Origin of the sequence: Streptomyces sp. NPDC046831 (assembly GCF_040645305.1) — a bacterium.
Lineage (GTDB): Bacteria > Actinomycetota > Actinomycetes > Streptomycetales > Streptomycetaceae > Streptomyces.
Genome location: NZ_JBEYXZ010000053.1, coordinates 1 through 18,545 on the forward strand (window position 1 = coordinate 1; position 18,545 = coordinate 18,545).

At 67.8% G+C, this 18,545-nt stretch carries 14 protein-coding genes and 1 pseudogene; 12 read left to right on the forward strand and 3 right to left on the reverse strand.

Going from position 1 to position 18,545, the window contains the following annotated elements; translation table 11 throughout:
* The 6 genes and pseudogenes from ABZ920_RS29080 to ABZ920_RS29105 all read left to right on the forward strand — a co-directional run.
* Positions 1 to 502 (forward strand): hypothetical protein (locus ABZ920_RS29080; RefSeq protein ID WP_361511336.1); only part of this gene is annotated, 502 nt, incomplete at its 5' end.
* The gene (locus tag ABZ920_RS29085; protein ID WP_361511339.1) at positions 499 to 1,893 is read left to right on the forward strand and encodes a hypothetical protein; all 1,395 of its coding nucleotides are present in this window, start codon (positions 499 to 501) and stop codon (positions 1,891 to 1,893) included. The genes ABZ920_RS29080 and ABZ920_RS29085, both read left to right, overlap by 4 nt.
* Positions 1,894 to 2,174: 281 nt before the next feature.
* Positions 2,175 to 3,647: a protein phosphatase 2C domain-containing protein gene (locus tag ABZ920_RS29090; protein WP_361511342.1), complete on the forward strand. Its 1,473-nt coding sequence runs from the start codon at positions 2,175 to 2,177 to the stop codon at positions 3,645 to 3,647.
* Positions 3,644 to 5,170 carry a hypothetical protein gene (locus ABZ920_RS29095; RefSeq protein ID WP_361511345.1) on the forward strand — a complete coding sequence of 509 codons (1,527 nt, stop codon included), beginning with the start codon at positions 3,644 to 3,646 and terminating at the stop codon, positions 5,168 to 5,170. The genes ABZ920_RS29090 and ABZ920_RS29095 overlap by 4 nt, the downstream gene beginning before the upstream one ends.
* A gap of 33 nt (positions 5,171 to 5,203) precedes the next feature.
* On the forward strand, positions 5,204 to 5,899 hold the full coding sequence (locus ABZ920_RS29100; protein WP_361511348.1) for a VWA domain-containing protein: 696 nt from the start codon (positions 5,204 to 5,206) through the stop codon (positions 5,897 to 5,899).
* A gap of 163 nt (positions 5,900 to 6,062) precedes the next feature.
* Positions 6,063 to 6,287, forward strand: a pseudogene (locus ABZ920_RS29105) (transposase); the annotation flags it as partial.
* A gap of 1,559 nt (positions 6,288 to 7,846) precedes the next feature.
* Here ABZ920_RS29105 and ABZ920_RS29110 read toward each other — a convergent pair.
* Together ABZ920_RS29110 and ABZ920_RS29115 are read right to left on the reverse strand one after the other, a co-directional pair.
* Positions 7,847 to 9,145 carry an MFS transporter gene (locus ABZ920_RS29110; protein ID WP_361511351.1) on the reverse strand — a complete coding sequence of 433 codons (1,299 nt, stop codon included), beginning with the start codon at positions 9,143 to 9,145 and terminating at the stop codon, positions 7,847 to 7,849.
* 199 nt (positions 9,146 to 9,344) lie between these two features.
* Positions 9,345 to 9,779, reverse strand: a complete 435-nt coding sequence (locus tag ABZ920_RS29115; RefSeq protein WP_361511353.1) for a hypothetical protein — start codon at positions 9,777 to 9,779, stop codon at positions 9,345 to 9,347.
* Positions 9,780 to 10,101: 322 nt separating this feature from the next.
* Here ABZ920_RS29115 and ABZ920_RS29120 point away from each other — a divergent pair, with 322 nt between their 5' ends.
* Both ABZ920_RS29120 and ABZ920_RS29125 read left to right on the forward strand, forming a co-directional pair.
* The gene (locus ABZ920_RS29120) at positions 10,102 to 10,302 is read left to right on the forward strand and encodes a hypothetical protein (protein WP_361511356.1); all 201 of its coding nucleotides are present in this window, start codon (positions 10,102 to 10,104) and stop codon (positions 10,300 to 10,302) included.
* A gap of 578 nt (positions 10,303 to 10,880) precedes the next feature.
* On the forward strand, positions 10,881 to 12,320 hold the full coding sequence (locus ABZ920_RS29125; protein ID WP_361511403.1) for a DNA phosphorothioation-associated putative methyltransferase: 1,440 nt from the start codon (positions 10,881 to 10,883) through the stop codon (positions 12,318 to 12,320).
* Between the two features lie 4 nt (positions 12,321 to 12,324).
* On the opposite strand, the gene dndA is transcribed toward ABZ920_RS29125, so the two are convergent.
* Entirely contained in the window at positions 12,325 to 13,467 is a 1,143-nt protein-coding gene (gene dndA / locus ABZ920_RS29130) for a cysteine desulfurase DndA (protein ID WP_361511359.1), read from the reverse strand.
* 77 nt (positions 13,468 to 13,544) lie between these two features.
* On the opposite strand from dndA, the gene dndB reads away from it, so the two are divergent.
* From dndB to dndE, 4 genes are read left to right on the forward strand one after another with little or no spacing between them, the layout of a single operon-like run.
* Positions 13,545 to 14,675: a DNA sulfur modification protein DndB gene (gene dndB / locus ABZ920_RS29135; protein ID WP_361511362.1), complete on the forward strand. Its 1,131-nt coding sequence runs from the start codon at positions 13,545 to 13,547 to the stop codon at positions 14,673 to 14,675.
* Positions 14,672 to 16,177: a DNA phosphorothioation system sulfurtransferase DndC gene (gene dndC / locus ABZ920_RS29140; RefSeq protein WP_361511365.1), complete on the forward strand. Its 1,506-nt coding sequence runs from the start codon at positions 14,672 to 14,674 to the stop codon at positions 16,175 to 16,177. Before dndB ends, dndC begins: the two co-directional genes overlap by 4 nt.
* Positions 16,164 to 18,158 (forward strand): DNA sulfur modification protein DndD, encoded by a 1,995-nt coding sequence (dndD, locus tag ABZ920_RS29145; protein ID WP_361511368.1) that lies wholly within the window; start codon positions 16,164 to 16,166, stop codon positions 18,156 to 18,158. Before dndC ends, dndD begins: the two co-directional genes overlap by 14 nt.
* A complete protein-coding gene (dndE, locus tag ABZ920_RS29150; RefSeq protein WP_361511371.1) occupies positions 18,148 to 18,525 on the forward strand; it encodes a DNA sulfur modification protein DndE in 378 nt (125 codons plus the stop codon). Before dndD ends, dndE begins: the two co-directional genes overlap by 11 nt.
* Positions 18,526 to 18,545 lie beyond the last annotated feature (20 nt).

The following is an 18,545-nucleotide window of genomic DNA, read 5'->3' on the forward strand; positions in this document are numbered from 1 at the left end:
CGACGGCCGGTACCGCGCCGACGCCCTCGACCTGCTCGACCAGTGGGCCGTCAGCGGAGTGCACGACCCGCAACGCCGGTCCCTCGGTGAACTGGCCTTCCTCTACGCCGCCGCCGATCTCGTCGGCCCACCGCCTCCCGACGCCGCCGGCCGGCCGGCCGCACCCGGCACCCCGGCCTGGCCCGCCCTGCTCGCCGCCACCGAGCGGGACCCGGCGCAGCGGGCCGACGTGGCAGCGCTGTGGCGCCAGACGGTCAACTCGGCGCTCGCCCACGGCGCCGCCCACGAGGTCCTCACCGACTGGGCCCGATCCGTCGACCAGGACGCACGGGGACGCGAAGCGCTCGCGGTCCTGCTGTCCGCGGCCGCCACGGACCGGCGCACCCGGCTGATCCTCCGCCATCTGGCCACCGGGTGGACCAGCGGCACCACGGGACGGGCCGCACCCGGTTCCGGCCGCCGTCTACTCGCCCTTCTCGACGCAGGAAGCGATACCCCATGACCTCACAGGACCCGGCCCACCACCTCCTCTACACCGATCCGCTGCCCGTCAGCATGGGAGACCGCGGCGGCCCCGCGCGTCCGGGCACGGCCCTGCTGTTCAGCACCGACGACGGTGAACTGACCGAGCTGCCGCGCAAACCCACCGTGCTCGGCTCCCTGCGCTACTGCTACCGCTACGAGGTGGACCTGTCCGACCACACCGTGAGCTGGTCCGAACCGCTGCCCAGCGGCACCGGCGGATTCGCCTTCCAGGCCGACTTCGAGGCCCGCTGGAAGGTGTCCGACCCGGCCGAGGTCGTCCGCCGGGGCATACGGACCCTGCGCGACGGACAGGAGGCCGTGTGCGTCGCGATGCGCGACCTGCTCTGGCCGCACGCCGCGCAGTACGGGATCGAGCGGCTGCAGGAGTTCGCCGGCTTCGTGCGGACCTCGCTGTGCAGCCGGCGCCACCGGCTGGCGACCGGCCTCACCGTGGACGCCCTCACCGTGCGGGTCGGTCTGGACGACGACGCGGCCGCGCACCTGCGGGCGCTCAAGCAGCGCGAGTTCGACCAGCAGCTCGCCGTCGCCGGGCACACCGTGGCGATGACCACGCAGTCCCTGGACGCGGAACTGCAGGCCAAGCGCAGGGAAGGGCTGCTGGCCGCGGCCCGCGGCGAGGGCGGCCTCCTGCTCGACCTCATAGCCCAGGACCCGTCGAAGCTTCACGAGATCATGCGGGAACTGGGGGCGCGGCACGACGTCGCGGTGGAGCAGAAGGGCCAGATGCTGCGGGACCTCGTCGCCGCGGGCCACATCCAGCCCGCCGAGGCCCAGCAGATGTGGTACGACATGCAGCGCCCGGCACCGCTGTTCGCGGGCGGGCCCACCGGCCCGGCCGCCGTCGCGCCCGCCGCCGCCCCCGCTCAGCTCGCGCCGGCGCCCGCCGCGCAGCCCGCCGCCCCCTCCCCGGCCCCCGGTTCGCACCACGGCACCGCGGCGGCCCCGCCGGCCGTGGTCGCGGGAGTGGTCGTACCGTCCGGCGGAACCCCGGAGCCGCCCAAGCCGCGGCGACGGGCCGCGGCGGCCTCAGCGCCGCACCGGGCCGGCGGTCCGGCCGCGCAGGCGTCCCGGGCCGGTGGTCCGGCCGCGCAGGCGTCCCGGGCCGGTGGTTCCGCCGCGCAGGTGTCCCCGGCGGGTGGTTCCGCCGCGCAGGTGTCTCCGGGTGCCGCCCTCGCCGCACCGCTGGAACCGCCGCTCGCCCCGGAACCGGCCGCCCATCCCGGCTCTGCGCCCGCCTCGCCAGAACCGGTGACACCGGGCGGCGGCTCCGCCAACGTCACCGGCGAGACCCGGGTCGGCCCGCGGCGCGGCCGCGACGGCCGGCGTGGACCGGGAGCGGGCTCATGAGGCAGCGCCAGGGCCAGCACCGCGCCGTCGGCGCACCGCACGCGGACCGGGAGCGGGAGCGTCGCTGGGACCGAGGGCGGAGCTGGGCGCGGGGCCGGGGCCATGACCGAGTGCGAGGTTGGGCCCGGGGCCGGGACCGGGACAGCGGCCGGGCCGGCAACCAGAGCCGCGCCCGGGACCGGGACCGCGGCGCCTCCCGCGACGACGGTCCGTCCCGCCGCACCCGCCTTGCCCTCACGCTGATCGCGGCGACCACCGTCCTGCTGGCAGGAGGAAGTGCCATGTTCGGTTGGAAGGGACTCGGCGCCACGGCGGCCGGACTCGCCGTCGCCGTCGCATCGGGTGTCCTCCCGCGCCTGCGCAAGCTCGCGGCTCAACCGGACCCCGGCACCGCGGACATGCCGCGGCAGGAGCCGGGCAAGAAGGACGTCCGCCGCGAGTCCGGCCTCCACGGATCCGCCACCGCACAGTCCGGCACGGCACCCGACGGCGACCCGGAACCGGCCGGCAGGACGGCCCGGGCCGCGCCCGTCACGGCCGGCAACCCCGCTGGCCCCGCCGGCCCGGGCATGGCGTCCCCGGCGAGCGGGAACTACCCGGCCGCGGTCACCGCCCCCGCGCCGCAGCCCCCGGTGACCGCGGTCAACGGTCGGCCCGTGACGCAGCCCCGTCCCCCCGCACCCGACTCCGCACGGTACGGGGACCCGACGGAGCGTCCCGCGACCCCTGAACCTCCGGCCCGGCCGGACCACCCCGCCCCCGGCACCAGCCAGGACCCGGCCTCCGCCGACACGCCCGACGCCCACACCGGCCCGCCGGCGCGCCCCGGCGACCCACCTCCCCCCGTACCGTCCGGCCACGGATCGGCCGACCACGGACCGGCCGCCCCCGGACCCGCCGACCACGGACCGCCCGTCCTGGTCCGCGGCTCGCGCGCCTCCCGCGCCCCCTGGCGCCTGCCGGCCGAGCCGGGGCCGCCCGGGCTCACGGCGGACGAGGCCGTCCTGGGCGGACTGACCGTCCGCGCCGCCTCCGTGATCGGCCCCGGCCACCGTGCCCAGGGCAAGCCACGGCAGGACGCCTACCGGATCGGCCGGGACCGCGCGGGCGAGCACCTGGTCATCGCCGTCGCGGACGGCATGTCGGACAGCCTCCACTCCGACGTCGGCGCCCAGGTGGCGGTCTCCGCCCTGGTCAACACCCTGCGCGCGGCCCTCGACGAGGGGACGCCGCTGGAGGGGCTGGACCACCGCACGGCCTTCCTCGCGGCGGCCGGCCAGATGATCGCGGTGGCGGAACAGCGCGGATGGGACCCGGACACCGTGCGGGCGGTCGCCGTCGCCGCGGTCGTACCGGCCCGCCCCCACGTCAACGGACGACGCCGGGCGTGGCTGGCGTCCATCGCCGACGTCAGCGCCTGGCGGCTGAGCGGAGGCCACTGGGAGCGTCTGATCGGAGACGTCAAACACGGTTTCGACGCCTCCGCCGTGTCCCGTTACCTGCCGCACGACCCGCACAGCGCCGACCACGGCACCGTAGAGCTGTCGCCGGCCTGTGTGCTCGCGGTGACTACGGACGGGGTCGCGGACGCGTTCGCCACCGGGCCCGAGGCACGCAGGTGGTTCGCCGAGCGATGGCAGCGCCCGCCCGCCGTGGGCACGTTCCTCAACCACGTCGGTTTCGACCAGGTGCAGATGCACGACGACCGCACCGCGGTCCTGGTCTGGTGCGACGACGAGGAGCACCGCCGGTGAGAACCTGGTCCGAGAGCCCCTTCACCTCCCGCGAGGACCTCTCCAGCGTCCCGCAGGGCACGCTGATCGCGCGGGACAACGGCGAGTCCCGGCTCGTGTACGAGATCGAGGGCAGCCCCGGCTGGCTCGCCAAGCTGTACAAACGGCCCGCCGACCCCCGGCGCGCCTCCGACCTCCAGCGCCTGGTCTATCTGCCGACCGGCATGTCCCAGGCCGACCAGGACCTCGTGGACCGGTGCCTGGCCTGGCCCACCACCCGCATCTACGACGGCGCCGACCTCGTGGGGGTGGTGATGGCCAAGGCGCCCGAGGAGTTCTTCGCCCCGCTCAAGGCGCTGTCCGGCTGGAAGGACCCCGCACCGCTGCCGCTGGACTGGCTGATGAAGCCGGCGGACAAGTGCGCCCAGGTGGGGCTGCGTCCCCCGGACCCGGAGACCCGGCTGCGTGCGGTGGAGGAACTGCTGTCCGTCGGCGCGCTGTTCGCCCGGCACGACATCGTCTACGCGGACTGGTCCTACCGCAACGCGCTGTGGAACCAGCACACCGGCGCGGTCTTCGTCATCGACATGGACTCCTGCGGCATCGGCTCCCGGGACTGGGTCGAATCCCCGGGCTGGGCCGATCCGCTGTTCCCGGACCGGACGCGGCGCCCGACGGTGGCCAGCGACCACTACAAACTGGCCGTGATGGCCCTGCGCTGCCTCACCGCCGAGCGACAGGACCCGCTCGACGCGCTCAGCGTCCTCGAAGCCGAGACGGGAAGCGTCCCGCTGACCCGGCTGCTGCGGCGGACCCTCACCGCGAAGCGCCCCCAGGACCGGCCGGACTGCCGGGAACTGCTCGCAGCGGTGCAGCGAATCCGCGGCACGGGAGCGACCGCCGCCCCCGACGCCCCTGCTGACCCGTCGGCGACGCGGCCGCGGTCGTCCGCCGGAACGGGCGCGGGTACGGGAACGGGCACGGGCAATGTCACCACCTGGATCAGGGTCGGCCCCTCGGCCGGTGCCGGTGCCGGTACCGCGAGTGCCGGCACCAGTACGGCGGGAGCGGGCACCAGGACCGCGGGCGTCGGCAGGCAGAAGCGCGGCACGCAGAACAGCGCCACGGCGTCGAACGTGACGGGCAGGGTGAACCTGCGCGACCGCTCGGCGACACGAACGCCGGCCGCATCCGCCCCGGCGACACCCCCACCACCGACCCCGCCGACCTCGCCCGGTCCGCCGGCCTCGCGCGGCACCGGGGGAACCACCAGCACCGGGGCCGAGGCACCGGCTGCCGCGCCGACCGCACCCGTGCCCGACCCCTTCCACACGGGCGACCCGCGCTCCACCCCGACCCCGCCGACCACAACGAGCCCCAGAACAACCACCGGCCGAAACAACACCCGCACGAACGGCCGCCGTCCACAACCCACCCGCCCGCGCGGCACCCTCCGCGCGGCCATGCCCGCGGCCCTGCTCTGGGCGCTGATCATCGCCATCTGCTGTGCCGCCTGGTTCTTCTGGGCAGGACCCGGCGCCTGAACCCACGCCTGGTACGACAAGGGAGAAAGAGAAATGAACGACCACTTCGCGGACACATCCGTGGGCTTCAAACCCAAGGGGCTGCCGGCCTACCTGGTCCTGGACACCTCCAAGTCCATGAAGCCCCACGAACGGCTGCTCAACGAGACGCTGCTGAAGATCTACGACACCCTCTACACCAGCCCGCAGCTGTCGGAGTTCATCCACCTGTCGGTGCTCTCGTTCAACACCCAGCCGCACCTGGTGACGGCCATGACCGACATCGAGGTGCTGCAGACGCTGCCCACGGTCACCTGCGACGGGCTGACCAACATCGGGCCCATGTGCGAACTGCTCAGGGCCCGCATCACGGAGGACGTCCGCACCCTCGCGGAAGCCGGCACCGAGGTCCTGCGCCCCGTCGTCTTCCTCCTGACCGACGGCCTGCCCACGGACAAGCCCTCCGGGTCGTGGAAGCGTGACCTCGACGCGCTCCAGGACCGCTCCTGGAAGCCGCGGCCGAACATCATCACCTACGGCTTCGGCGACGCGAGCGAGTCGGTCCTGAGCACCATCGCCACCGCCGCCGCGTACATCGCCGAGGACGGCGACGGCGACAACGGCGCGGCCCTGGCGGAGGCCATGGAGAGTCTGCTGAACTCCCTCGTGGCATCCGCCCGTGTGCAGAGCCTCCAGATACCGGAGGAGGTGGAGGGCTACCGGACACTCCCGCTGGACTTCGTGGGCTGACCGAAGCGGCACTCAGCAGGGGCGCGTACACCCTGCCGACGCGCCGGCGCGCCCACCGCCGTCCACACGACGACGCGGCGACACGGCCACACGTGCGCCCGCCGTCGCTACGACATGCGGCAGCGCCCCGAGGACCCGCCCCGGGGCGCTGCCGCACGACGGACCTGAGGGGCTGAGCAAGGAAGTCCGCCGTCGCACCGACGTGGTCGGCATCTTCCCCGACCGCACCGCCGTCATCCGGCTCGTCGGCGCGGTGCTGGCCGAGCAGAACGACGAGTGGACCGAGACCCGCCGCTCCATGGGCCGCGAACTCCTCGCCAAAGCCCGCCTCCACCCGGTCGAGTCAGAAACCGACGCCACCGCCCTGCCCGCCGAACTCACCGCATAGCCTCAAAGCGAGATCACCGAGTGGCCGTCGGTACACCACTCCAGCGGACGTGACCTCACCAGCTTCCCGAACTGCGTCGGGTCCAGCCCGGCCAACGGGGCTGTCCAGGACAGTGCCGACGCGCCGCCGGCGCTGCGAGTCCATCCTGGCCGGTTGCTCCCTCAGCGCGAAGTTACCTACCCCACGTTTCAGCCGTTGGCTGAGCGCTGCCTCTTGCCGAACCGTTGACCTCAGTAACCGATGACGCACCTGCACACCGGTGAGTGAGGTTCACAAAGATGGCAGACATCACCCCGAACGAAACCATGCGGCTTCTCCCGTCCGCCGCCCGGTCCGGCCCGCCGGCCCACGCAGTCCCCGGCGGACTGACGCGCTGAAGTGCCGGCCCATGGACTATTGCATCCCGTGCAGCCGCACCCTCAACGGCACTGTGACGTGCCCGGAGTGTGGGGCCTACGACTCCGAACTCGCGCAGACCATCGACCGCGCCAACAGCGCTCCAGCGGTGAACGCCACGGTGCCGAAGGTCTACTTCGGTCAGGAACCGGGCTCCCCACCAGCGCAGACGATCGACCGCGGCAACAGCGCCCCAGCCGTGAACACCACGGTGCCGGAGGTCCCCTTCGGTCAGGAACCGGGCTCCCATGAGGTACCCGACGTGTCGTCGTCCCCGGAACTCCGGCAAGCTGCACCGAGTGCCGGGCGCAACCGCCCGGGGAGGCTGAAGAGGCACGCCGGCCTGGCGCTTGTCGCGGCCGCCTGCACCCTGTTCGGCGGCGTAGCCACTGCATCGCTGCTGCCCGAGCAGACAAGCCCGCGAGCGGCGCGGATACCGGAACAGCCGATCCCCGACGAGCCCCGGTTCCAGGCCCCCGAATCATCGACTCCACCGGAGCCCACGGCCACACACTCATCCCGAGCAGGTCGCCGGGGCGCGATCGGTGACCGTCCTTCGCGCGTGCGACCGACGGCGTCCCACCGGAAGCCACCGACTGTCCGGACTCCCGCTGCCACCACCAGTTCGCCTCCACCCGTGAAGGCCGAACCGACACCCCGGCCTCCCAGCGGCCGCCCCGGTTCGACCTCGCAGCCGGCGACTCCCTCCAGGACACCGTCCGTGACGCCTTCCGGCGGAGTCAGCGCTTCCCCCACGGTCAGTGCCTCACCAAGCACCGAAGGCGGCGCCCGTGGCTGATCCATGGTGCGGGGTACGGATTCGTCTGCCGGCAGCCGATCCGCAGAGAGACCGGCCTCTCGGCGCCACGCCCCACGCGTGGTGGGGCCAGTCGTCCCGGACCTGATGGACGCCGTCGACAGCGTCTGCCGGCAGGTCCATCAGCAGCCCGTCCTGCCACGGGCTCGGCCGCGAACAACACGCGCACCCGCACCTCGTCGCCAGAGCGTTTCGGCAGAGGTGTGGTCGGGTGCCGGCGGGCACGGAGGCTGGTGATCCCCATGCCCGCAGAGTGCGACCGTGATGGCTGCGCCAGGAGGCCCTCACATCACCGCCGGCTTCCATGGGGAGGATCGCGTCATGGGCAAATGCCTCGCGAACCGGTTCAGTATGACCTGGCTGGCCCCGTCGGGTCGGGAGGCCAGTGCCCGGGCCGGGACGGCCGGCGGCCACCCGGGCGGCGGCGGGTGAGCAGACAGGCCGGCACGGCCACGGCCGCCCCCAGGTACAGCAGCTGCGGATAGCCGTAGGCATGCACGACCGGTCCGCCGATCGCACCGGCCAGCGACAGCCCGATGAACAGGGCGCTGTTGTTCCACGACAGCATCCCTGTCGCCCGCTCGGGAAAGGTGTCCACCAGATGCCGCTGCTGAGCGGGGAAGAAGGCGTAAGCAACCAGTGCGAACAGGGCCAGCGCGACCGCCAGCGCCCAGGTGAACGGGAGGACCAGAGCGACAGCGGTCTCGGCCGCGGCCATGAGGGCGAGAGCCGTGCCGGTGACCCGCACCGCACCGGCCCGGTCGGCGAGCCGGCCTCCCGCCTGCCCGCCCACGACAGCCGCGATGCCGTACGCCACCAGCAGCCACGACACGTCGGCCGCCCTGCCGTCGGCATGCAAGGCGACGGCCAGGAAGGTGTACAGGCTGTAGGCGGAGAACGCCCACAGAGCAGTGACCGCGACCGCGAAGGCCGCCGTACCCGCACCCCGCTGCCCACCGGGCACCGGCTTGCCGACAAGCGCCTCACCGGCATCTGGCGTGCTGCCGGCAGCCCCGCTGCCCGCGGCGGGGCTGCCAGCAGCCGGGGCAGGGGTCGGGCCGGAACGCCAGACGAAGGCGTGCGGGACGGCCAGTACGCAGGTGCCGACGGCGAGGATCACGAACGCCGCCCGCCAGCCCGTGTGCCGGCTCAGCAGTGCTCCCGCCGGGGCACCCACCCACAACGCGGTCAGCAGACCCGATCCCACGACCGCCAGCACCTGCGCCCGCGCCGTGACCTGCGCACGAGTACTGACCAGCGCGTACACCGTGGGTCCGGTGGCCGCCGCCGCCACACCGGCGACCACTCGGGTGGCCAGCAGCAGCCCGAAGGAGGGAGCCAACGCCGTGGCGACATTGGCCAGCGAGAACAACACCAACCCACCCGCCAGGATCCGGGCACGGTCATAGCGGTCGCTCAGCCACCCTGCGAACGGCGATGCCACCACGTACGCCAGGGAGAACGCCGTGATCAGCAGACCGGTACTGGCCGGAGCGACATGCAGCGAGGCGGCGATGTCGGGCAGCAGCGGCGCCACCACGAAGAGGTCGGTCCCCACCAGGAACTGCGTCACCCACGCCAGGGCGACAAGGCCGGCCGACAGGCGGGACGTCGCCGGCTCTGGCCCGCTGCTCGTCGAGTCCATGATCCGAAGCTAGGTCCGCCGCCGCACACCCGCCACCGGCCCGCGCCAGGCCGGACACGCTGTGCGCGGTGGGGCGGGCGGCCGCCGGCCGGGCCCCGCCCGGGGCGCTGCTGACCGTCGTACGGGGCAGTGAGAGAGCGGGAGCCAGTGAGACTGACTCCCGCTCTCTCATGTCGGCATTCGCCCTGGTCAGACCTGCTCAGGTGTTCGGGTTGTCGATGTATGAGCCCTTGTAGCAGGTATCGCTGCCAGCATCGTCTACGCAGGCGATCACACGAACGCCGCTGATATTGCTGGAGGCTTCCCAGTAACGTCCGCTGCGCGTAACGGTGCTGTTGTACCCCTGGTCGTTACGCAGATTTGCGATGTCGTCCCCATCGGGGTTCAAACCCGTGTAAACACGGATGAAGGCGTAGACAGCGTGGCTGTCTCCCTTGGTGTCGCTAACGCTTTGGCTGATGTTGTTGATGGTGCAGCACCCGCTCCACGACCAGGAAGCGCTGGCGGACACTCCCGTGCCCGACGCGGAGCCCGACGCTGCGAAAGCATTTGTGCCTGCACCGAGTACAAGCACGGCAGCACCGCCGACGACGCCCAGGACGTACGAGAGCCGCTTCGAACGAATCTTCGTCAAGGTTCCCCCAAGCAAGCGGAAAGTTGAGCGCAGTGTGGCCTTGATCAGAAACGTGGCACCACCCTCAAACAGGCCATGGACCAGGAGACATGCACGGAGCGAAGTGCGCACGTCGGTGCCTGCGTGCTTACTAGCTCTCGCCTGCGTAGCAAGTCAGAGCCATTGATCCGCTGTCTGAATACGTCTGATCAGATCCACGCCGCTTCACCCGCCCGGCTCGGCGAAGAGACTGCCGCGATCTGGTCGGAGCGGTTCGAGCAGCTTCACCGCGAGGCCACCGACGCCGATCTCGCCCCCGTCGAACCTGCTCGCGGATGGCGGCATGCGAGCGGCCGACGAACCGGTCGACGACCTCGTCCTCGATGAGTGGCCGGCCCAGTTCCGTGCCGAGGGTGACCTGGACGCGGGCGGCGATGCGTTGGCTGTCGACCAGCACGCCGTCGCAGTCGAATGCGACGAGCTCAATCGACTTGAATCATCCCGGCAGCGTAGGGGCTTGCCTGGTGATGGCGATACGACCTGATCAGCGTGTCGGAGGTCTTTCGCGATCACTGAGAGACGGTGAGAAGTAGCGGGAGTCAGTGAGACTGACTCTCGCTACTTCGCGTCGGCATCGGGCTGGTCAGAGCCCAGTTCTTGCTGGCTGACTGGCGAGTGCCCCCACCAGGATTCGAACCTGCGCATACGGCTCCGGAGGCCGTTGAAGGAACACGCAAAGTGGCTGGTCGTAGACGTGGGTCGTTCTGGGAAGCCAGCGCCCGTCCACATATGGTCCATGACGGGAGATCGCCAGCGAGAGGCCTCAGAGCGGCTACGCGGCGCTCTGAGCGCTCATGGCGTGTAGCTCAGACACAGGAGCGGTGTGGACGGCCGCCTTGTGTGCTGGCCATTGGCTGGTTTGTAGTTCAGCCATGACCAGGCATCGGTCAGGAATGTGCGCAGGCCCACGAGACAGGTCCGTAACGTCGACCGCGCCACGTACAGCGTAGGTGAGCGAGTCAGCTCCATCTGACGGAGTGGGCGTCTGCCGAACCGACCTGCCCGACGTCGGGCCGCCGATATCCTCCGTTTGTCACCCGGTTGTTGTACGAGGGCGTGAAGATGTTGCAGCGGGCATGGAGCAGCGACCGCAGACTGACCGCCATCAGCCGTGGAGGGCTCTCTGCGCCCGCCCGGCAGGCCGTCGTCGACAGACAGGTCACCCCAGGATGTAGCGTCCTGGATTACGGATGTGGACGTGGCGACGATGTGCGTGCACTACAGCACCTCGACTGCCAAGCCGTCGGGTGGGACCCCTTCTACAAGCCCGACGCGAAGCTGGAGCCCGCGGACGTTGTGCTCCTCACCTACGTCCTCAACGTCATCGAAGATCCCAACGAGCGCCGAAAGACGCTGAAAGGGGCCTGGGATCTGACGGGCACTGTGCTCGTCGCCTCGGCCAGGCTGACGTGGGAGAAGTCGAAGGTCAAGGGCGAGACCTTCGGCGACGGGCTCCTCACTAGCAGGCAGACCTTCCAGCATCTCTTCAAGGCGAGCGAGCTACGAGACTACGTTCAGGAAGTCACAGGTGTACGGACCGTGTCCGCTGCTCCAGGAGTCGTCTACGCCTTTAAGGATGAGACGGCACGGTTGAGCTACCTTGCTCAGCGGATCGTTCCTGACGCGCAGTGGCTGGCTTCCGAGGACACGACTTCGGCGATTGCTGCGGTGGTCGATCACGTGGAACGCCGCGGACGCGTGCCCCGTATGGAAGAAGTACCTCAGCCCATGGCTGAACTTCTCAGGCATCTGCGCCCCAGCGAGCTGAGCCGTCTGGTCCGGGACTCGGCAGATCAGAACAAGGTCGAAGAAGGAGCGAAGCGGTCCACCCTCAACACGTTGCTCTTTTTGGCCGTCGAGCTCTTCAACGGCCGCGGTCCGTTCAACAGCCTCCCGCTCAACGTCCAACTCGACGTCCGCGCCTTCTTCTCCTCCTACAAGGAAGCCTGTCAGCGATCCGACCGCCTGCTGCTCAAGCTGCGCGACGACGCGTACATCCGCGGCGCCATGAATGCCTCAGCGGTCGGGAAACTGACCCCAACGGCCTTGTACGTCCACCAGCGAGCACTCGACCGCCTGCCCACGGTGCTACGCCTATACGAGCATTGCGCCTCGATCGCTGCCGGCCGCCCGCAGGAATGGACGCTGGCTAAGCTCCGTCACCAGGGCCGGGCAGTGAGCTGGCTGGACTACCCGGACTTCGACACCGACCCGCATCCACGGACGCTGTCCTCGTACCAGGTGGACCTCAAGACGCTGGAGACGTCCTTCACCTCGTACGCCGACTCCCAAAACCGGCCGCTGCTCCATCGCAAGCACGAGTTCCTGGCCGCGGACGACCCGGACGCCGAGCGATACCAGCGGCTCACGGCGGCGGAGGTGAAGGCGGGCCTATATGAGCACCCTCACCTCATCGGCACGGAGAACGGCTGGGAAGCCGAGCTCATCCGTTGCGGCCGTGAGCTGCGCGGTCACCGATTGGTACGCCGGTATACAGAATGACTGGTCACGAGGCGTCGGACTGCATGTGCGCAACCAGATCTGCCACCGCGTCGACATCCAACTCTGAGGCCTGGTTCGGGAACCAGGACAGCCGGAGGCCGTTCGATGCCGATTCCTCCGGTAGGCCCATCGCAGTCAGAACGTGGCTGGGCGTATAGGAGGCGCTCGTGCACGCGGAGCCGGTCGCTACGGCCACCTGTTCCTTCAGGAGGACTATGAGAGCCTCCGCGTCCACGCCGTCGAAGGAGAGGTTGAGAATGTGCGGAACCACGTGGTCCTGGTCGCCGTTGATGCGGAATCGAGTCCGCCCGAGCGCGTCAAGGAGACGGTGCCGTAGTTCCGCGGCAGCCTTGCTCCACTGGGCGTGCTCCTTGTGGAAGATTCGAGCAGCCTCGGCGAGCCCCATGATCAAGGGCACGGGCAACGTTCCTGGCCTCAGCCCTCGCTCCTGACCACCACCGAACATGATCGGCTGGAGTGGCAGCTCGTCCCAGCCCTGATGCCGGGCCACCAGCATTCCGACGCCCTTAGGGGCGCCGATCTTGTGGCCACTGACACTGATCAAATCGATCGGCGCAGTCAGATCTTGTGACAGCTTCCCATAGCCCTGGGCCGCATCTACGTGGAAGTACGTCGGGGTGTCGCGGAGCCGCTCGGCGAGTTCGACCACGGGCTGGACGACTCCCGTCTCGTTGTTGACGTGCATGAGTGAGACAAGGAGGGTGTCCGGACGCAGCCGCTCCAGCACTGCATCTACCGAGACACGGCCGGACAATCCTGGCTTAATGAAGTCGACCTCGAAGCCGCGAGATTGCAGGTGCTCCAAGGGTTCGATGACAGCCTTGTGCTCGATCGCCGAGGTGATGATGTGACGCCTACCACTCTGCTCGCCGTGGGGGGCAAGGCCGAGCAGTGCGATGTTGTTACTCTCGGTAGCACCGCTCGTGAAGACCAACTCGTCCGGCTCGGCGCCGAAAGTGCCAGCCAGGTACTGGCGCGACTGCTGTACGCCACGCTTCGCACGGCTGCCGTACTCGTGGGTCCGGCTTCCCGCGTTGCCGAAGTCTTCGGTCATCCAGTGCAGGACAACCTCCGCCACGCGCGGGTCCACGCGCGTCGTTGCTGCCGCATCGAGATACGTAACCACTCGCCCCACCAGACCTCTGTGCGTTAATCCAGCACATCGTGTACGTCTAATACCTGACGTACGATACCGTTACGTAGGTGGGATCACCGTCATCTTCGCAACTCGTTGACACCGCTACGTCCTCTGGCTTCGAGTACATCTTTCCAGCCATCCGAGGCATCCAGGCGGGACGCGAGTTCTACGTGTCCATGTGTCCGCTTCGCCTCATCCCGAAGATCTTCCTCTTCGATGAAGATGAGCTGGCACCCGAAGTCCGTGCACAGCGAGTCTTGAACAAGGGGCGCCTCCCAGCCCTCACTCGGTACATTGTGGACAATCCGGACGACTACGTCTTCAGTGCACTTACCGCCTCCGTTGATGGTGAGATGCGCTTCGAGAGCATCTCCGACTCCGGTGTCGGGATGCGCGCCGGCCAGATCCGCATCCCGATGGCTGCTCGCTTCCTCATCAACGACGGACAGCACCGTCGGGCAGCGATCGAAGCCGCTCTCAAGGAGAACCCCGATCTCGGCGAGGAAACCATCGCCGTCGTCTTCTTCCACGACTCGGGTCTCGCTCGATGCCAACAGATGTTCGCAGACCTCAACCGGCATGCTGTGCGGCCGCCGCGCTCCATCGGAGTGCTCTACGACCACCGCGACGACTTGGCGATCATCGCTCGGCTCCTGGCCATGAAGTGCCCCACGTTCAAGGGTTACGTAGAGATGGAGAACAGCACTCTCTCTCAGCGGTCCCGGAAGCTCTTCACGCTCAGCTCTGTCTACTACGCGACTCAGTCCCTCCTGCAAGGCCTGCAGATCGAGAAGGAGAAGGCCCAGGAGTTGGCCGAGGAGTATTGGGAGACTGTTGACGAAGTCATCCCAGAGTGGGACATGGTGCGTCGTCGTCAGCTGACTGCCTCCGAGGTGCGCCGCGACTATCTCCACAGCCACGGCATTGCCCTCCATGCCATCGGTCGGATCGGTAACACGCTCCTGCGGAGCTCGGAGGCTCCCAAGCTGTGGAAGCCGAAGCTTGTTCGGTTGAAGGCGGTGGACTGGGCACGGGCGAACCCGGACTGGGAGGGGCGCGCGCTCGTTGGTGGGCGTGTGTCGAAGAGCCATCAGAATCTGACTTTGACCGTGAACTATCTCCGTCAGCACATGAAGCTCCGGCTGAGCCCCGAAGAGCAGCGTGTAGAGGACGCCTATCTGCGAGGAGACGCATGAGCACCCCGACACGGTCCGCCCCCTTCCAGGGGAGGACTCTCTCCGAAGTCGTGAACGAACTGGCGGAGGAAATCCGTGAGCTGTACACCGCGGACGAGGTGCCCTGGGTCATCGGATACAGCGGCGGCAAAGACTCCACCGCCGTGCTCCAGCTTGTTTGGCTCGCTCTGAAGGACCTGCCAGTCGAGCAGCGCACCAAGCCCGTTCACGTGATCAGTACCGACACTCTGGTCGAAAACCCGGTGGTCGCTGCATGGGTCAGCCAGTCGCTCGACACCATGCGCAAAGCCGCCGAGGAGCAGGGCCTTCCGATCGAACCGCATCGGCTCACCCCGAAGGTCGAGGACACATTCTGGGTGAACCTGATTGGTCGCGGCTACCCGGCACCTCGCCCCAAGTTTCGCTGGTGCACCGAGCGAATGAAGATCAAGCCGTCTAATAAGTTCATTCGCAACGTGGTCCGTCGACACGGTGAAGCCATCCTTGTGCTCGGCATTCGCAAGGCCGAGAGCCAGGCGCGCGCACGAGCCATGGCCAAGCATGAGAAGGGGCGCGTACGAGACCGCCTCTCGCCCAACGGCAACCTGCCCAACTCGCTGGTCTACAGCCCCGTGGAGGCATGGACCAACGACGAGGTCTGGATGTTCCTCATGCAGCAGTCCAATCCTTGGGGACACAAGAACAAGGACCTGTTGACCATGTACCAGGGCGCATCCAGCGATTCGGAGTGCCCCCTCGTCGTGGATGACACCACCCCATCGTGTGGCGACAGCCGCTTCGGCTGCTGGACATGCACCCTTGTGGATCAAGACAAGTCGATGACCGCCATGATCCAGAACGATGGGGAGAAGAAGTGGATGCGGCCGCTCCTCACCCTGCGCAACGAACTCGACGATGTGTCGAAGGAAAAGGACACACGCGACTTCCGGCGTATGAACGGGCGAGTCGACCTGTTCAACGACCGGGTCATCCCCGGGCCTTACACCCAGAGCGCGCGTGAGGACTGGCTGCGCAAGTTGCTCAAGGCTCAGGCGCACGTGCGGAAGAACGCGCCGTCCGACATGAACAACATCGAACTGATCACGATGGAAGAACTCCACGAGATCCGCCGCATCTGGGTCTTCGAAAAGCACGAGGTCGAGGACTCGTTGCCCGGCATCTACGAGGAAGTAACCGGCGAGAAGTTCCCCGGTCCATCGCTGGATGAGCAGCTCGTCATCCGAGCTGATGAAGTTGGTCTGCTGCGGGAGATTTGCGGAGACGACGAGATCCACTTCAACATGATCCGAGAACTGTTGGCCGTTGAGCGACAGTATCGGACTAAGGCACGCCGCAAGGGACTCTTCGAATCCCTTGAAAAGGTGATCCAGAAGGGGTTCTACGAGAACGCGGACGATGCACTCGAATTCGCTATGCGGAAGAGAGAACTCCGCGAGAACGGTACTCTGAGCGACCCTGAGCGCTTGACGCTGGACGAAAAGATGAACGATGCTTCTGCATAAGATCACCCTGCAAGACTTTGGAGCGTACCAAGGCGAGCAGCAGCTGGACTTGCGTACACAGCCGGGTCGGCCGATCGTCCTGATCGGCGGCCTGAACGGCTGTGGCAAGACCACTCTCCTCGACGCTATCCAGCTCGTTCTTTACGGCCCGAAAGCAGAGACCAGCGGACGAGGGAACCGCGGCTACATCGATTACCTCGAGCAGTGCATCAACCGGAGAGCCGACCCATCTTCCGGAGCTGCCATTACTCTGGAATTCACCATCAATGTGGAGGCGGAAGAACGCCATTACAAGGTGATCAGGAACTGGTACTTCACAGGGGCTAAGACGCTCAAGGAATTTCTCACCGTCAAGGTCGACGGGCAGTTCAGTCGCACAGTGACCGAGAGCTGGCCCGACCATGTTGAAACCATCCTCCCCATAGACGTTGCCTCGCTCTTCTTCTTTGACGGGGAACGAGTAGAGCAGCTCGCAGACCCGGAACGGGCCGCCAAGGTCATTGAGTCGGCCGTCCAGTCGCTGATGGGCGTCGGTACGGTGGAACGTCTCCGGAGCGATCTCAAGGGCCTCCAGAATCGGCAGCAGCTCTCCGGTCAGCAGCAGGAGTTCCTCGACGAGATCAACTCACTGCAGCAGGAGCTGGACCAGGCCACCCAGGTCGTCTCCGACAGCGCCCAGAAGCTGGCAGGGTTCACTTCGCAACTCGATGTGTGTAAGAAGGACCTTCGTACAGCCGAACAGGATTTCGCACGGGCCGGCGGTAACGCGTTTGAGCAGAGAAAGGAACTTGAAGCTGAGCGCGACCGCATTGATGAGCTGGCGAAGGCAACGAACAAGGCGCTAGTCACTGTGGCGGAAGGTCCCTTGCCGCTCCTGCTGCTCCAGGACAAACTCGCCGGCATAAAGGAACAGGCAAAACTGGAGATGGAAGCTGATGATTCCTCTCGTGTCGTCGGTGTGCTGGAAGAGCGAGACGAATGGATCATCCAGCAGCTCACCGAATCGCTGCCAGCTGCCGCTCGCACTGCTCTGAAGAAGAAGCTGACGAATGACCGCCGAAAGCGGGCAGCTGCAGCCGATCTCGACCAGAAGCTGGGACTTCCACACGATGCCCTCATGCAGCTGTCGGCACTCGACGAGGCCCTTGCCAACGGTTCCGCGCGTGCCCGCGAGCTGCTGCGAGAAGCCGCCGATCTTGCTGAGCAACTTGAGTCGGCGGATCAGCAACTCGGCGCTGTCCCCGAAGAACAACTCATCAAGGACCTCATGGCTAAACGCCAGCAGGCGATGGACAGAGTCGCTGTCGCGCAAGCCCAGGTGCAGCGCGGTGAAGCCCTCGTCGCAGAGGCAACCAGCCGTGTGGAACGCCTTTCTGCCGAGTTGGCGCGAACGCAGCGTCGCCGCACCGAGGTTGAGTGGCAGTCAGAGGTACTCAAGCGAGTCGCCAGATACTCCGACAAGGCTCGCCACACCCTTGACAAGTTCGGCGCTGAACTTCTGGCCCGTCATATCAAGAGCGTGGAAGTCGCGGTCCTCAAGAGCTTCAACAAGCTCATGCGGAAGCAGGGTCTCATCCGTGACATCCGCATCGACACGGACAAGTTCACGCTCCAGCTGACCGACTCCGAGGGCGAACCCGTGGACCCCGGGAGGCTGAGCGCCGGCGAGAGGCAGCTCCTGGCCGTCTCTCTCCTATGGGGTCTTGCTCAGTCAGCGGGCAACCGACTTCCGAGCATCATCGACACTCCTCTGGGCCGTCTGGACAGTCGGCACCGCCAGCACCTCGTCGACCGCTACTTTCCTGAAGCTGGTCGCCAGGTCCTGCTCCTGTCCACGGACGAGGAGATCGACGAGAACCTCCTGGGCCGCCTGAAGCCGTATCTCGCACATACCTACACGCTCGTTCACGACGACAAGACCTTTACCACCACCGTTGAACCCGGCTATTGGTGGACCGCAGGAGCAGCGCATGTCGCTTGAGACAATCCGCCTCTCGCAGACGGCTAGAGATCAACTCGTGTGGCTCAAGCGCCATACAGGAATCGCCCATTGGAACGTCCTCTGCCGCTGGGCGCTCGCACTCTCTCTGCGAGATGATTCGACCCCGCTCGTCAAGGAGATCGTCACTGATTCCAACGTGGAGATGAGCTGGCGGACCTTCGCAGGGTCTTACGGCGATATCTACCTCGCGTTGCTCAAGCAGCGGTGCATCGCCGACGGCGAAGAACCGACCGATGAAGCTGTATCCCGAACGCTCATCGTCCACCTCCACCGCGGCGTCGGTTACCTTCACGGCCGGCGCGAGCTCAAGAGCATCAGCGACTTCGTCAACTTGGCCATGGCCTGATCAGCAAGATGCCCCGGTGG